This window comes from Paenibacillus sp. CMM36, from assembly GCF_053570945.1.
In genome coordinates, this window is sequence record NZ_JBSEDY010000005.1 from 164982 (window position 1) to 181307 (window position 16326).

General features: G+C 43.4%; 15 protein-coding genes and 1 pseudogene. 8 read left to right on the forward strand and 8 right to left on the reverse strand.

The features are described from left to right. Positions 1–27 precede the first annotated feature (27 nt). Positions 28–1122 (forward strand): glycosyltransferase family 4 protein, encoded by a 1095-nt coding sequence (locus ACWA2B_RS12770; protein ID WP_029518310.1) that lies wholly within the window; start codon positions 28–30, stop codon positions 1120–1122. Positions 1123–1213: 91 nt separating this feature from the next. Here the strand turns inward: ACWA2B_RS12770 and ACWA2B_RS12775 are convergent, their stop codons facing one another. The 5 genes and pseudogenes from ACWA2B_RS12775 to ACWA2B_RS12795 form a co-directional block, all read right to left on the reverse strand. Further along, positions 1214–3067, reverse strand: a complete 1854-nt coding sequence (locus ACWA2B_RS12775; RefSeq protein WP_069012668.1) for a beta-glucoside-specific PTS transporter subunit IIABC — start codon at positions 3065–3067, stop codon at positions 1214–1216. A gap of 5 nt (positions 3068–3072) precedes the next feature. Beyond that, entirely contained in the window at positions 3073–4182 is a 1110-nt protein-coding gene (gene eutH, locus ACWA2B_RS12780; protein WP_029518308.1) for an ethanolamine utilization protein EutH, read from the reverse strand. Positions 4183–4193: 11 nt separating this feature from the next. Then, entirely contained in the window at positions 4194–4793 is a 600-nt protein-coding gene (locus tag ACWA2B_RS12785; protein ID WP_449292261.1) for a Gfo/Idh/MocA family protein, read from the reverse strand. Beyond that, the gene (locus tag ACWA2B_RS12790) at positions 4684–5229 is read right to left on the reverse strand and encodes a Gfo/Idh/MocA family protein (RefSeq protein ID WP_449292262.1); all 546 of its coding nucleotides are present in this window, start codon (positions 5227–5229) and stop codon (positions 4684–4686) included. The genes ACWA2B_RS12785 and ACWA2B_RS12790 overlap by 110 nt, the downstream gene beginning before the upstream one ends. Before the next feature lie 33 nt (positions 5230–5262). Continuing rightward, positions 5263–6544 (reverse strand): annotated as a pseudogene (locus ACWA2B_RS12795) (apiosidase-like domain-containing protein). Between the two features lie 244 nt (positions 6545–6788). On the opposite strand from ACWA2B_RS12795, the gene ACWA2B_RS12800 reads away from it, so the two are divergent. Together ACWA2B_RS12800 and ACWA2B_RS12805 are read left to right on the forward strand one after the other, a co-directional pair. After that, the gene (locus tag ACWA2B_RS12800) at positions 6789–7817 is read left to right on the forward strand and encodes a LacI family DNA-binding transcriptional regulator (protein ID WP_029518305.1); all 1029 of its coding nucleotides are present in this window, start codon (positions 6789–6791) and stop codon (positions 7815–7817) included. 57 nt (positions 7818–7874) lie between these two features. Continuing rightward, a complete protein-coding gene (locus ACWA2B_RS12805; protein ID WP_318628028.1) occupies positions 7875–8093 on the forward strand; it encodes a DUF5316 family protein in 219 nt (72 codons plus the stop codon). Between the two features lie 62 nt (positions 8094–8155). On the opposite strand, the gene ACWA2B_RS12810 is transcribed toward ACWA2B_RS12805, so the two are convergent. Together ACWA2B_RS12810 and ACWA2B_RS12815 are read right to left on the reverse strand one after the other, a co-directional pair. Next, positions 8156–9061: an NAD(P)/FAD-dependent oxidoreductase gene (locus ACWA2B_RS12810; RefSeq protein WP_449292263.1), complete on the reverse strand. Its 906-nt coding sequence runs from the start codon at positions 9059–9061 to the stop codon at positions 8156–8158. Positions 9062–9175: 114 nt separating this feature from the next. Then, entirely contained in the window at positions 9176–9574 is a 399-nt protein-coding gene (locus ACWA2B_RS12815) for an Rrf2 family transcriptional regulator (protein ID WP_449292264.1), read from the reverse strand. A gap of 159 nt (positions 9575–9733) precedes the next feature. Here ACWA2B_RS12815 and ACWA2B_RS12820 point away from each other — a divergent pair, with 159 nt between their 5' ends. The 5 genes from ACWA2B_RS12820 to ACWA2B_RS12840 all read left to right on the forward strand — a co-directional run bounded on the left by ACWA2B_RS12820 (position 9734) and on the right by ACWA2B_RS12840 (position 15326). Beyond that, positions 9734–11659 (forward strand): BglG family transcription antiterminator, encoded by a 1926-nt coding sequence (locus ACWA2B_RS12820; protein ID WP_449292265.1) that lies wholly within the window; start codon positions 9734–9736, stop codon positions 11657–11659. Positions 11660–11780: 121 nt separating this feature from the next. Continuing rightward, positions 11781–12149 carry a PTS lactose/cellobiose transporter subunit IIA gene (locus ACWA2B_RS12825; RefSeq protein ID WP_029518301.1) on the forward strand — a complete coding sequence of 123 codons (369 nt, stop codon included), beginning with the start codon at positions 11781–11783 and terminating at the stop codon, positions 12147–12149. An 18-nt stretch (positions 12150–12167) separates the two neighbouring features. Beyond that, entirely contained in the window at positions 12168–13463 is a 1296-nt protein-coding gene (locus ACWA2B_RS12830) for a PTS sugar transporter subunit IIC (protein WP_029518300.1), read from the forward strand. 70 nt (positions 13464–13533) lie between these two features. Continuing rightward, positions 13534–14970, forward strand: coding sequence for a glycoside hydrolase family 1 protein (locus ACWA2B_RS12835; protein ID WP_449292266.1), 1437 nt, complete (start codon positions 13534–13536; stop codon positions 14968–14970). Positions 14971–14999: 29 nt separating this feature from the next. Then, on the forward strand, positions 15000–15326 hold the full coding sequence (locus ACWA2B_RS12840) for a PTS sugar transporter subunit IIB (RefSeq protein ID WP_039272650.1): 327 nt from the start codon (positions 15000–15002) through the stop codon (positions 15324–15326). A 66-nt stretch (positions 15327–15392) separates the two neighbouring features. On the opposite strand, the gene ACWA2B_RS12845 is transcribed toward ACWA2B_RS12840, so the two are convergent. Further along, positions 15393–16325 carry an NAD-dependent epimerase/dehydratase family protein gene (locus tag ACWA2B_RS12845; RefSeq protein ID WP_209949729.1) on the reverse strand — a complete coding sequence of 311 codons (933 nt, stop codon included), beginning with the start codon at positions 16323–16325 and terminating at the stop codon, positions 15393–15395. Between the last annotated feature and the right edge of the window lies 1 nt (position 16326).

Genomic DNA, 16326 nt, shown 5'->3' on the forward strand with positions numbered 1-16326 from the left:
TGAATAACTTGGTATTAGAGCTTGTGGTTGGCAAAGGAGGTTATTGAGATCAAAGTTCTATTTACTTTTTATATACCCAGCGGCGGCGTAGAAACCTTGAACCGCCAGCGTTGTAAAGCGCTCATTCAGGACGGGATCGAATGTCATCTTCTCTATTATCAGCAGGGTACAGGGATGCAAAACCTGCACGGCGATATTCCAGTGTTCACGACTTCCTCTGAAGAAGAAATTCGAAAGCTGGTGGAGACTCATCGCTACGATGCAATTATCGTCTCTTCGGACTACCCTATGCTCCCCAGATTGCGAATGTTGGGCTATCAGGGGATATTGATCTATGAATCGCAGGGCTTTGGCCCTCACGAAGAAGCGGCTTGGGTTGTTGCAGATGCAGTTCCGTATCTTCAAAATTACGCCGATGCAGTGCTCCTACCAGATACGACTCATTTAGTGAATCTTTTCTCCACCATGTGTCCATGGCTTAATCGCTATGTGTTTCCAAACGTGCTGGATACCAGCGTATTTAATTATGTACCTAACACTCCTCCAACTAATCCGGTTATTGCCTGGGTTGGACGGCTAGAGCCCAACAAGAACTGGAGGCATTTTGTCGATATTTCTTACTGGATGCTGCAAAACCGTGCGGATCTTCGAATCTGGATGTTTTATGATGAAACATTGTCACAGCCGGAGGATAAAATACAATTCGAAAAAATGCTTACTCAGCTTGGCATGTCCTCCATTATCGAGCGTTTTAAAAGCGTACCTCATGCCAATATGCCCCTGTATTACTCCATGATTGGCGACTCAGGCGGCTACTTGCTATCGACCTCATTGGTGGAGGGATTCGGCTATGCAGTTGCTGAGGCGATGGCCTGTCGTTGCCCGGTATTAAGCTCTGATTCAGACGGAGTACGAGCATTCATTGACCACAACGAAACCGGTAAATTTTATCAGCAGGGGGACATCTTGCAGGCGATACTGCAAGGACTAGACCTGATGAACAACGTACCTCAACGCGAATCTATCCGCAAGAAAGGACTGGCGCGAATCGTTAACCTGTTGGCACCGGATAAATATGTGCGTTCCTTCAGACAGATGATGAACACGCTAGGTGTGAGGTAATTAAAAAAAAAGCTGACGACAACCCTTTTTATATACGGGGCATCGTCAGCTTTATCTTGCCTTTTTTATTATTGAATATTGGAATTGGAATCTATCTAATCTTTAGTAAGCGGTCTCCTGCATGAATATCCTTGGAATCTTCAACTAAAATATCCGTGTACACGGCTGTATTGGTTACAATGACGGATGTGGTAATATCATATCCGTCATCCTCTATAGCTTTGGGATCGAATTCAACCAGCTTGTCCCCTTTTTGAATCGTATCTCCTTCAGACACAAAGGAAGTGAAATGTTTTCCCTTCAAGCTGACCGTATTAATTCCAATGTGAATGAGCAGTTCAACTCCATCCTCAGAGATCAGTCCAATCGCATGTTTTGTTTTGAAAACGGTAACAACAGTTCCGTTAAAAGGTGCGTAAGCTACTCCTTCTCGGGGGATAATTGCGGCTCCCTGACCCATCGCACCACTGGAGAAAGCTTCATCTTTCACTGTGGTTAAAGGAATCAATTGACCATGTAGAGGACTGAATATCGTTTTTTCTTCTTCTTTGTTTTCATCTGCAACCTTAATTTCAGACGCAGATTGTGCATTTTTATAACCGATAAGATAGGTCAGAATAAATGCGACTACAAAAGCTACAACCAAAGATATAATAAAGCCGATGAAGCCTGCATCCATGCCTTTTGGATTAATGAATAGAGGTATACCAAAAATACCGCCTGAGGCAAATCCATATGCCGTTGAGCCGAGTAAGCCTGCTGCAGCTCCTCCTATACCTCCAGCAATCGAGGCTAAAATAAACGGTTTTTTGGTGGGGAGCGTAACCCCGTAAATAGCTGGTTCAGTAACCCCCATCAAACCCGCAATTGTGGCAGAAGTGGCGATGGGTTTTAATTTAGGGTCCCGTGATTTCAAAGCAATGGCAAAAGCTGCACCTGTTTGGGCAAACGTAGTACAGAACAACATACCGTTAATCGGATCAAACCCGTTCGTAACTACATTATTCAAGAGAATTGGAATAAACGCCCAATGGAGACCAAAGATAATAATAGCCTGCCAGAATCCGGCCAGAACGAGACCAGCTACAGCCGGACTTAACTGGTAAATCCACATAGAGCCTTTGGCTAACCCATCGCTGATAATAGTTGCGATCGGTCCGACAACCAGAAAAACAATCGGTGATATGATGACCAAGGTCAGAAAAGGAACAATGAACATTTTAATGGAAGCAGGTGCAAACTTGCTTATCATTTTTTCGACCTTAGCTGCCAAGAACGCCCCAATAATGATAGGTATAACAGAAGAAGTATAATTAATTAGAACGACAGGTATGGTCAAAAAGGACAGCGCCGTTTTATCCGTAAAGGCCGAAGTAATGGTCGGATACACCAAGGCGGCCCCCAAAACAGCGGACAGGTACGGGTTTCCTCCAAACTTTTTACCTGCTGAAAACCCTAGAATAACCGGAAAGAAATAAAACATAGCGTCCGCTGTCGCATATAAAATTTTATACGTGCCCATCTGATCCGTCATCCAGCCCAGGGATGTGCATAAGGCCAATAGTCCTTTTAGAATCCCCACAGCAGCGAGCACACCCACAACGGGCATGAACACACCTGAAATGACATCGACAAATCGACTGAATAGGCTCGCTTTTTCATTTTTTTGATCGTCTTCAACCATCTGATCTCCATGCTTTACTCCCATGGTGTCCAAAAGAGCTTCGTATACTTTGGGAACCTCATTCCCGATGACCACCTGAAATTGGCCACCACTTTCTACAACGGTAATGACACCGTCAATCTGCTTGATCTTTTCTTTATCTGGCAATTGATTATCCTTCAGTTTGAATCTCAATCGAGTGACACAGTGAATGACACTGTTCACATTTTCATTTCCGCCCACGGCTCTCAACACTTCTTTGGCTGTTTTTTTATGATCCATCATGTTCACTCCTTCTTGGATGCGCTTTCTATTTTTCTATTCGTAGTAGCTGGATGTGCAATAACTGCGACAATTACGGCACTAATCCCGCCTGTAAGTTTTCCCACGATCATGGCAATCACCATATTCTTGTCCATTCCAGCTACAAAGCCAAGATGTCCTCCGAGAACGAAAGATCCACTGACAGCAAAGGCAATACTGATCACTTTTCCTCTGGGCTCCATCTCTTTAACTAAAGTGAAGGTAGGAATATTATGAGCAAGACTAGCCACAAGACCCGCAGTAGCCGATGGATCTATGTTTAGCAAACGTCCTGCCCGTTGAAGCGGATTTTTAAATATTTTTGTAATCCAAGCAACCAACGGAAACGCACCAGCCAATACAATAGCAATCGTTCCAACCGTTTGCACACCGACAGACAACGGAGCCATATTGGGAATAATCACAAATCCAGTTAAGGTTTCGACCCCAATCGCTGCCAAACCGACAAGGGATAGAAGCCTAATGCCGTTACCAAACCACTTGAACCATCGGATCGTATACTCCGTAAATAGACGTAAACCCAGCATAATGATTATTGAAAGAAGCATGGGAATGATCAGATTTTTTAAAATCATAATCACGTCAAATCCGGCGATCATTCCCCCTATGAAACAGCCAACGGGAATGGTACTAATACCGATCAAGATACCTTTTGCAAAATATGGATGATCCCCTTTTTCCAAAATGCCGAGGGCAACCGGAATCGTAAATACGAGCGTTGGGCCAAACATGGTCCCTAGAAAAACCCATGAAAACACGCCCGCTTGCTGGCTGTGCGCCATTTCTGCCGCAAGTGCGTATCCCCCCATATCTACCGCCAATATCGTATTAGCAAAGGATGCCGGATCGGCACCCATTGCCACATATAACGGTGAAACAATGGGGATCAACCACGCGGCCAGTACAGGGGCCAAGGAAACAATCCCTATCATGACCAGAGCAAGAGAGCCCATGGTCATAAACCCATTGTTGAAGGCTTGTCCCAAACCCCAGCGATTTCCCAAACATTGATCCAATGCACCCAACACTAAAAAAAGAGCGATAACATACATCACAATATCGTTAATGGACATCCTGTTGCCTCTTAATACACATGAACTTTATGATTTTCTGCGCTGTCATAGGTGTCGAATACAAGCTGAAGGGTCTTGATATTGTCGTGACCACTCGTTTGAAATTCTTTTCCCGTGTTGAGGCAATCTATAAAATGAGCCTGTAGCTTTTTATGGCTTTCCTCATAGTTTAATTCAGTCTTTTCAACCAATACTTTTTCGACTCCCTGATTATTAATGAGACATAATTTACCTGTGTTGTACAGTTTTAGGGTAGCCTCATCGCCTTCAATCACCAGTTGTTCTTTATGATCGGGAAGAACCTGTTCCGACAGCTGCCCATCCAGTTCCCTGCGAGTCGCCCAGCTCATGTCCATAAGACCGAAATAATGTTCATAACCTAACATGATAATGCCCGTGTCTTCTCCTTGTGTGTATGGACTGACCCGCTTGGTTTCCGCATACAAACGCCGAGGTTCACCGAATAAGAAACGCCAAGTATCCAGCCAATGAACTCCCATTTCATAAAACAAAAGCTTGGGCATATCTCTGAAAAATGGCTGCGGCAGCTCTTTTTCCGGAGCAAACCTCGGTGAATAAAAATCGGTATGCGTATAACGTATAACATTCATATTTCCAACGATATTCTCTGCCAGCAATTTTTTTTATAATTTGAAAAGGTTCAAGCCAACGCCAATTTTCTGTCACCATAAGTCTGACTCCTGCTGCTTCAGCAATACTTACTATCTGCTCAGCTTCCTCAACAGAACGGGCAAAAGGTTTTTGGCACATAATATGTTTTCCGGCTGCGGCCGCCAGTCGAACCAGTTCCAGATGTGTCTCAGGAGGTGTAATGATGTCCACGACATCAATATCCGCTTCGCTTAGCATCTCCTCCAGGCTGGTATAACAATATTCAGTAGGGACATGGAATTGATCTGCTTTTTCAAAAAGTAAGCCTTTATTTCGATCACAAAATCCTTTGATTTCTGCATCCGAGATAAACTGCCATGCTTTGATATGTTTCTCCGACCAATATCCCGTTCCAATAACGCCGATTTTCCACATGTTGCTTCACTCCATCCACATTCTTCTCTGTTTTTATTTCGTTCCGATGATTACAACATCACTTTCAAAGCTGTGCATGTCTAGCACCGATTGATCCTTTTGGACGGACACGTCGGTTTGAGCAAACCGCTTCCCGGCTAAATCAATCGTTGTAAACTTGTATTCCTGCACGTTGATACTTAGTCGTACCTTTGTGTTAACCGGGACATACAACACAATGGTATTCTCGTTCCCCGCAGCTCTGATTTCCTCTGTCTTGTTTAAAACAATATCCAACGGCTTTACGCCAATCAGGTTGTACATTTCAAACAGATATTTAATAAAGGAATAATCCCATGCGCCCTCAAATTGCAATGCAGTTCTCCAATCATAGGGACTATCGAATCCTTCCCCTTCTACAATGCCGAATTTCTTTCCTTTCTTGTGCCAGCTCCAAATGCCATGCGCTCCGTAGGTAATGCCCGCACCCCCGCCTGCAAGGAGGCTTTGCCATGCCGCTTTTCTGGCATCCAGTGCTGTGTATCTGCCATACACATTGCGGCTGTAACTAATTTGTTCATAACATGGCTCTCCATTAATGACAGGCCGTATATCCGGCTTATAATAGAAATGTTGAGCAATCTCATGGGCTACATGTTGGAACTCGGAATTATGTCCTGATTGATACATATAGAATCCAAGACCCTGGTGTTTCTCAAAGGCTGGAGGAATTTCTCTCAATCTTCCTTGAATATGCAGCGTAGTTAAGCTTGCAGGGCTTAATTGTTGTACAATATCCAGTGCTTTTAAATAATAGGAATTGGCACGTTCGGTCGGAAAATCACTATCCCCGCTAATCAGAAAAATAGGATCAAATGGAGAAAAACGGTTTACCACGTACGTTACATAGGGTTCAACGCATTCAAACGGCATTTTATTACCTTTTTGGAACATCTCAGCCCATGTATCCGGCACATAGTTACACCACAACAGAACCAGTGCTGGAACAAATCCACACTCTGTAGCCATCTTCAACATGATTTCTGCCCGGTCAAAATAAGCTTCGTTTAATGTATGGTAGTCGAAATCCCCATTTTCCATTAATGCAAACGGCTGTAGATTCAGATCCGATTCACTTGCGTCCCATTGTCGGAGTATGTTGATTTGCAACACATTGAAACCTTGCATCTTCCGATAGTCAAGATAATCGCTCCACTCCTCTATCGTCGCGTTGGTAAATACACTCCACACCGTATCTGCCAAATAAAAAAAAAGGTTTTTCCTCTTTGGTAAAACTTCTTTGATTTTCAGCCATGTTTAAACTCAAATGAATCACCGTTCCTCTCTTGCTGTATGCGCAAAATTCTCTAAACAAAACTAAATAAAAAACTAAACTTATGTGTTTTTTACGTGAAATAAACTAAATTAGAGCGCTTTACACTTGAATATTAACATTATAAATTATAAAAGGTCAACAAATTTTTACTTTTAGTTATTTAGTTTAGTTTAGTTTATAAGCTAAACTTTCTTGCTGAGTAATGATATAATTTATGTAGTTTAGTTCAATAGGGGGTTCCACATTGAAAATTGATGATATTGCAAGGCTTGCAGGTGTTTCTAAATCTGCTGTTTCTCTTGCTTTTAATAACAAACCCGGAGTCAGTGAAGAAACCAAGGAGCACATTCTAAAAATAGCCCAAGAGCATGGATATAAACCACGCACCATGAAGACAAACAAGGAAGCCATTAAAAATCATCATGTGATTCGTTTTGTGGCCTGTAAAAATACAGACATCGTAACAGAGCACTATGATTCACTTCCATTTTTTAACGAATTAATTCATCATATTACCAATCAGGTGAGAGAACATGGAAACACCTTGATTTTTTCGTCTTTTGATAGCCATAGCCTCGAAGAAGAATTATCTACTTTGGAAAAAGATCAGCCCTCTTCAGGCATACTTCTACTTGGCACCAATTTAACTTCCGAGATTATTCATTCCATACAATCCATTCATTCCAATATTGTTATTTTGGATACTTGCTTTGAACACGTCGATGCCAGTTTCGTATCTATTAATAACTATCTCGGTGGGTATCAGGCAGGCCAATATTTAATTCAGTCAGGACACAGAAAGATAGGATACGTACAATCCAGTACCAGAATTCTGAACTTTAAAAAACGAAAGGAAGGGTTTATGGCGGCTTTAGAGGAGCACAATCTTTCCATAGAAAATGGGCTTACATTTGATATGCATCCCATGCTTGTGATGTCACAGGACGCATTTAGAACAGCTATTCATGAATTGGACGAGCTACCTTCGGCCCTATTTTGCGAAAATGATTATATGGCGATCAGTGCCATTAAAACGTTTCAGGAAATGAACATTCGAGTGCCTGAACAAATTTCCATCATGGGCTTTGATAATATACATGAAGCGAAGGTCATTAGCCCGGAACTCACAACCATTCATGTGAAAAAGGATATTTTGGCCCGAACGGCTGTAAACTTGCTTATGGAGAGGCTTAACCATCATCAGGGGCATCATACTCAGGTTCTTGTGAATACAGAGGTTATTGAAAGAAGGTCTTGTTTAGTCACAGAATGACCTATGATATGGTGCACGAAATGGGGTAATAGAGAAGATAAGAATGGGGGGATCATCATGATATATGATTATTTATGGTGGGCAGGTGCCGCATGCATAATACTGGCTATTATATTAAGTGGAACAGGGGTCAGCGGTGACCGCATGCGGGCTAACTTTTATGTTGAACAGGCAGCTGATCCCGAGGGGAAAGATAGAAAAAACAGATGGAAATGGTCCTTTATTTTTATGATCATTGGTTTATTATTGCTTGCTCTCTCTATGATTTTAGAATAAAGCCGCCATATTGGCGGCCTTTTCTATTATCGGATTCCATATTGGACATTTCCAATTTCTCGTCATTCGTTGAAATCTTCCTCTGTCAAATCCATATTTACGCTCGCAGCAGTTCGACTGCCGTCGGCCGCGGCAAAAATCAACTGAGAAGGCATGAAGTACGATGAATCCCCAGCAGCATATACACCAGGTATGGAGGTTCTCCCCGCTTCATCCGTCTTGATCCCGCCCGACTCCGTTCTTTCACAGCCCAAATGTTCTCCAAACGGTGCACTTTGTACAAACTGGGGAGTCACGAAGCCGCCGATCCTCGGGACTTGAGTGCCATCCGTAAAGCGCACGTGCTCAAGCTTTCCATTGTGGCCGATGAACGCCGCAACAGGTTGCTCTATTACTACTATCCCCTTGGATTGAAGCCGTTCTTTTTGCTCGTCCGACAGGGATGCATGACCGTTCGTACAGACGATCAAATCCTTGCTCCAATTAAGGAGTAGTTTGGCTGTATGAAATATAGCCGCCGATTCAGAGACAAGGACAAGCGGTTGATCCCGCAGCTCCCAACCGTCGCAATAAGGGCAATTAAACAAACTTTTCCCGTATAACGGATAAAAACCTGCGATCTTGGGGAATATCTCCTTTACGCCCGTCGCTAATATCAATTTTCGCGTTTGAACGCGAAGGCCTGACGAATCAAACACCTCAAATCCGGATACGTTTTTCATAATCGAAACAACCTCGGTTTGCAAATGATGAACAGACGGATAACGCAGCACTTCCTCATAAGCTACACGGCGGAACTCAGATGGCGTTACGCCATCTCTTGTAATAAAACCGTGCGACGCATGCGTAACCGCATTTCTGGGCCGATTATTATCAATCAAGGCCACACTTCTCCTTGCCCTGCCCAGCACGAGGGCTGCATTCAACCCAGCAGGCCCTCCGCCAATAATAGCGCAATCGTATAGCATAACACCCAACTCCTTTTAAAAGATATTAAAGACTCTTTATGTCTGCGATAGAACCAAAAAAACACCGTTTTACATAACTGGCAACCACCCTCTTTCTATATAAAATCGCTCACTTTACACTTGTGCTTGCTTTTGCGCCAAATCGACCAATTTCGTATTTCTTAGATGTCGTTCCATTTTCTCCTCTGCTTCCCTCATTACAGCTTGAATCAGGCACTCAGAACCGTGGACGAAATCACATTCAAACAAAGAATTCGTACCTTCAATGGCATGGATAATATCCAAAAAAGTAATGTCATCTTTATGACGGGATAGGCGATAGCCTCCATTGGCTCCAGAAACGGATTCGATCATTCCAGCCTTCACAAGCCTCGTCAAAATTTTTGAAAGATAAGTTGGTGAAACATTTTGGGATTCAGCCAGTTGCTGAACACCTACCGGCTTAACCGACGAATCAGTAACGAGCATGAGCATAGTGTGCAGAGCATAATTCGTTGCTTTTGTAAATTTCATAACTACACCTCAATCAAAGACTTATTGTATCTACTATATCGCCGAATCTGCGAGTGTGTCAAGATCATCTAGGATTCACGCTGTTGTCAACCCTTCTTTTGGTTACGCTCTAACCGTTGTATACTGTTCATCAGAAACAGCTAAGAGAGGGGGCTCGTTGTGCGTATTTTTGATATTCTTCGTATATTGGTTGCTGAACAGATGGTCAAAGGAGCACACTTGGCAAATGCATTGAAGGTATCTTCTCGAACGATACGAACGGATTTAAAGGAATTGGGTGCGCTGTTGTCAAAGCATGGAGCAGCAGTTAAACCCCTTAAAGGAACAGGCTACAAGTTAGAGATTCGGGACGAACAAGCATTTCATCATCTGCTGAAGCAATTAAAGGATGATGAAAATAATGGGCCCTATCCATTAGCGAGTTCTTCTGAAGCTAGAAATCGTTTTTTAATGAAAAAGCTATTGCTTACCAATGCATATGTCAAACTTGATGATTTAGCCGAGATCCTGTATGTTAGTCGATCCACTTTACAGAATGACCTCAAAGAACTGCGCAAGCTGCTGGCAACTTACGGACTATCTCTGGAGAATAAACCCTATCATGGTATTCGAGTCAAAGGGAATGAGGCCAAGCTGCGTTATTGCATTTCCGACTATATATTCAGTAGGACAGATGAAATAGGCGAGCAGCAGATGTCCCACCCTTCTCTGATCTCTAACGAAGAGATGGAATTCATAAGAGAAGTGATTCTGGATCGTATTGAGATCCATGATATTCAGTTATCGGACATTGCCCTGAACAATCTGGTCATTCATATTGCTATAGCATGTAAGCGAATTCGTGAAGAAAGGTATGTGTCGTATTATCCGCAAGAGATGAAAAAAATCGAAGCGCAAAAAGAGTTTAGGGTGGCGACTGAGATCGTATCCGCCTTGGAACAAAACATGAAGCCCTCCTTTCCACTTGTTGAAGTTGCGTACATTGCTGTTCACCTGTTGGGTGTAAGGACCGTCGTTAGTGCACGTATGGATGAAGTGGAGATTAAAAAGATCATTGATAAAGATATCTACGAACTGACTATCGAAATACTAGACCAAATTGATCAGCAGTTGAAGATGAACATTCAACACGATCAAGAATTGCTGATTGCATTTTGCCTTCACCTCAAACCAGTGATCAACCGTTATCAATACGGAATGAATTTGCGTAATCCTATGCTGGATGAAATCAAAGCCAATTACCCGCTTGCCTTTGAAGCAGGTATCATTGCTGCGGAGGTCATCAAGCAGCGGCTTCATATACACATCGAGGAAAATGAAATTGGTTATTTAGCCATTCATATCGGAGTCGCGATGGAAAGAAAGAAAATGGAGGATGCACCCAAAAGATGTATGATCGTATGTGCTTCTGGACTCGGCAGTGCTAAGCTGCTGTATTATAAGCTTCAATCGGTCTTCGGTTCAAGGTTGGATATCGTGGGAACCACTGAACTTTATAAGCTGAAACAAATGCCGTTGGATACACTGGACTTTGTCATTAGCACGATCCCCATTTCAGAACCGCTTTCTATCCCTATGATCCATGTGAATACATTTTTGGGCAGTTCTGATATTACTAAAATTGAACAAGCCATTTCTGAGGTCAGACTTCCTGCTGTGCAGTATGTACGAAAAAAATTGGTCTTCCTTCAGCAGAAGTTTGAGAACAAACTCCAAGTGCTTGAATTTATAGCCGAAAAAATACACGAAGCAGATCTTGTAAAAGGCCCTCTACTGCAATCCGTGATAGAGCGTGAAGCCGTTTCCCCCACTTCATTTGGCAACTTTGTCGCGATCCCGCATCCGATGGAACCTTTCGCAGATTCCACATTTTGGGCCATCTGTACATTACAAAAAGCAATCGATTGGGATGGCAAGCCGGTACAGTTTATTTGTATGCTCTGTATACAGCGTACGAAATCAGAAGATTTACAGACTATGTATCATATCTTGCTTGAAATTTTAAATAATGAACAGCTCGTCCAGCAGCTTATTCGCTGCAAAACGTATACAGAATTCATAGAAGTGTTGCATAAAAATAGTTGAACATAAGGAGTATGAAGAACGATTGATTTCCGTTAAGAAGAGGAAATAATGTGTGTTATGTTGAAAGCGATTCCAAATTATAATAGCCATACGAGAGAGGATTGAAAGGAGAGAGGATCACGTGAATCATGATGAATCTACAGAGCACGACGTGAACATGGAGGACATGGATGATACAGAGATTGTATTCCAAATTATATTATACGCAGGGAATGCACGCAGCTCCGCCATGGAGGCGATTGAGCTTGCAAAGGCGGGGAAATTTCGTGAAGCCAAAGAAGAATTAGCCTCAGCAAAAAAAGAACTGGTGTCCTCCCACAAGATTCAAACCAGAATCATCCGTAAGGAAGCAGCGGGTGAAAAAACAGAGATGTCTGTCATGATGGTACATGCTCAAGATCATTTGATGAATGCACTCACCATTCGCGATATGGCCTCAGAGTTTGTAGACCTGTATGAACGCATGGATCAATTCGTACCGAAATCGTAGAGGGAGGGACGCTATCCCATGGCATTCAAAGACAAACTGGTTGACGGCCTCACATCGGTAGCAAATGCAATCAACAATTTTAAATATATTATAGCGATCAAATCAGCTTTTATCACATTGATGCCCGTTATTATTGTCGGGGCCTTTGCTGTACTGATTTCCAATATGGTCATGGACCCAGTCAATGGTTTGGCCCATTTTAGGCCATTCTCATTCCTGGCTGAGTACAAACCGATTTTCTCAGGCATTAACTATGCCAGCTTGAATATCCTTACCATTCTGGCTGTTTTCATGATTGGTCTGGAGCTAGGAAAAATTAATGGTGAGAAAAATCTTTTCCCCGGTTTGCTTGCTTTAATCTGTTTTATCTCTGTGACACCAACCACGATAGAGTTGATGGTTAACGGTGACATGCAAAAAGTAACAGACGTCATAGCCCGTCAATTTACGGATACCAAGAGCTTGTTTTTAGGGATTTTCATAAGCATCCTGTCCGTCGAGCTATACAGCAAACTGGGTAAGTCCGACAAGCTAAAAATCAAAATGCCTGAAAGTGTTCCCAGCAATGTGGCCGTTTCATTCTCCGCACTCATTCCTACCATTATTACGGTGACTGTCTTCTCCATGTTTGGATTCTTTTTTCATAAGTTTACGGGACTCTATCTGTACGATGCTGTCTATAATGTGGTGCAAAAACCTCTGGAGGCCGTAGTACAGGGACTGCCAGGTATACTGGTGCTGATGCTGGTTGCGCAAATCTTCTGGGTGATCGGTATTCACGGAAACCAAATGGTAAAGCCCATTCGTGAACCCCTGCTGCTTGGCGCGATTACTGTCAACATGACTGCTTATGAGCAAGGACTGCCCATTCCGAACATTATTACGATGCCTTTCTGGGACGTATATATGAGTATCGGTGGTTCAGGGATTACGCTAGCCCTCTTGATTTGTATTATGATCGCTTCCAAGCGTGAAGATATGAAGGAAATAACAAAGCTTTCGCTCGGCCCAGGTCTGTTTAATATTAATGAGCCTGTCATTTTCGGACTTCCGATTATGTTGAATCCATTGATGGCTATCCCTTTCATTATTACTCCGCTCATCACAGGAACGATTGGTTACTTCTCGACGTTGCTTGGATTTGCAGGTAAAGCCGTCGTCATGGTTCCATGGACTACTCCGCCTATTATTAATGCCTACCTGTCTACAGGTGGAAGCATTGGAGCCGTCGTCACTCAGATCGTTTGCATTGTGGTAGCGATTATCATTTATTTCCCGTTCGTCAAAATTGCCAACAAGCGAACGACTGAATAATGCGCTACTATAGAAATACACTAATTAATTGAAAACGCATTCTTTATACAATGAAAAGGAGAAACATGTCATGGCTAAACATACGATACAAATTCCATCGAATTTCATCATGGGTGCAGCGGCTTCCGCCTGGCAGACAGAGGGATGGAGCGGTAAAAAAGAAGGCCAGGACTCATTCCTGGACCAATGGTACAAAAATGACCGCTATGTCTGGCACAATGGATATGGACCCGCGGTTGCAACCGACTTTTATAATCGCTATATCGAAGATATTGCGCTGATGAAGCAGATTGGCTTAACCCATTATCGGACTTCTATTAATTGGTCCCGCTTCTTAACGGATTATGAGAATATAGTGGTGGATGAAACGTATGCGGATTATATGGACCGGGTCATTGATGAGCTGATTGCGAGTGGAGTCGAGCCGATGATTTGTCTGGAACACTATGAGGTCCCTGCCTATCTGCTGGATAAATATGAGGGCTGGTCTTCCAAGCATGTAGTGGAGTTATTTGTAAAATATGCGGAAAAAGTGTTTGAACGGTACGGCGATCGGGTCAAGCACTGGTTTACGTTTAATGAGCCCATTGTTGTACAGACTCGCGTCTATCTGGATGCCCTTCGCTATCCCTATGAACAAAATACGCGGAAGTGGATGCAATGGAACTATAACAAAACGCTGGCTACCGCAAAGTGCGTACAGCTTTTCAAAGCAAAAAACTATAGTCAGCACGGGGCTAAAATAGGCGTGATTCTGAATCCTGAAGTCACTTATGCCCGATCAAGCGCCCCTCATGACCAGTATGCGGCACATGTGTATGATTTATTTTACAATCGAGTATTTCTGGACCCGCTTATTAAAGGCGAATACCCGCAGGAATTGTTCGATCTCATGGGCAAGCATGATATTGCATTTGAAGCTACAACGGAAGAACTGACCGTAATTAAGGAAAATACCGTTGACTACGTCGGAATCAATCTCTATTATCCCCATCGGGTCAAAGCGCAGAGTAAAGCGTGGAACGAAAACACCCCCTTCCACCCCTCTTACTACTATGAGCATTTTGATCTTCCGGGTAAAAGAATGAACAAGTCACGGGGCTGGGAGATTTATCCTAAAATCATTTACGATATGGGAATGCGCATTAAGAACGAATATCACAATATCGAGTGGTTTGTCGCAGAAAATGGTATGGGTATTGAGAATGAAGTTGCTTTCAAAAATGAGGAACACATCATTCAGGACGACTATCGTATTGACTTTATAACAGAGCATTTGTACTACACATTACAAGCTGTAGAAGCGGGCTCCAACTGTACAGGTTATATGCTGTGGGCCTTTACAGACAACGTTTCTCCCATGAATGCTTTTAAAAATCGCTATGGACTGGTAGAAATTAACCTGGACAATGATCGAAGTCGGCATTTGAAGAAATCCGGCTACTGGTATCAGGCCGCGATCAAAGAACGCTCATTTATTGCTGATCTGGATGAAGAGTACAAGTAGTTAAAAATGAATTCTGGAGGCGCTCAAATATGAAAAAAATTATTTTGGCATGTGCTGCGGGTATGTCGACATCCATTTTGGTTTCTAAAATGAAAAAAGAAGCAGCAGCAAGATCCATAGAGCTGAACATCGAAGCCATCCCCGAAAGCACCATCAAGGAAGAGCTGGAAGGCATTACAGATTCCGTGATTGCTATTTTGCTCGGACCTCAAGTGCGGATGCGTAAAAAGGCAGTCACCGAAATTGCAGCTCCCTATGGTATCCCAGTAGATGTCATTGACACGTTGGCTTATGGTAGAGGGAACGGTGCAGCTGTCCTAGATCAAGCCTTTAAGCTGGCTGGCGAGAACATCTAATTGCTATTCAAATGAAAAAGAGGCTGAGAATTCCCTCAGTCTCTTTCTTGAGTTGCGCGCTCTTTATCACGACATATCTTCTTTGCCTGAGCCCATACTACTCACATACGTTTCCTGTAAACCGGCAGAAATGCCGTATAGCGGTTCCCAACGAAGCCAATGTCTGGCGACTGCGTTACTAAGACAGCTATGGTGAATGTCTCCAGCTCGCGCTGGTGAATACACAGGGCGGACAGACGAACCATGCAGCTTCAGTAAATCGTAGGCCAGTCGATTGATGGACGTCGTTCGTCCCGTACTTACATGTACTGTGCGTTGATCCGCTGCATGAATAGCCGCCATATTCGCTCGAACTACATCCTTGACGTACACAAAGTCACGAGTTTGCGTCCCATCGCCGTGAATGAGCAAGGGGCTTCCTTTTTTCAGCCGCTCCATAAAAAGAGCGACAACACCACCCTCTCCCTTCGCGGCCTGACCGGGACCGTACACATTTCCATAACGCAAAATCGTGTAGTTCATACCGTGCAGCCGATAAAAAAGTCGAATATACGATTCTGCGGTCAGCTTGGACAGTCCGTAGCCTGAAATGGGCTCCACGGGATCGTCTTCCTGTATACATTGCTTTTGCAGCTCTCCGTATACGCCAGATGTGGAAGCAAATATGAATTTTGACACACCGGCTTCATGACAAGCCTGCAATAAATGAATCGTCCCCAGCACGTTCACATCCGCGTCCTCATCGGGTTGATGGATGGATTGCTGCACATCAGCCTGTGCGGCCAAGTGAAACACAATATCCGGGCTTTCCCGAATCAGCAACGTCCTAGCTTCAGAGCTGCGAATATCCGCAATATGCATGACCGCGCGCGGGTCCACATTTGCCATATTTCCGGTCGTCAGATTATCCAGCACATGTACTCTGATGTCCGAATCAGCAAGCGCACGTACCAGCTGAGAACCAATAAATCCAGCTCCCCCGGTGACCAAAGCCTTCACT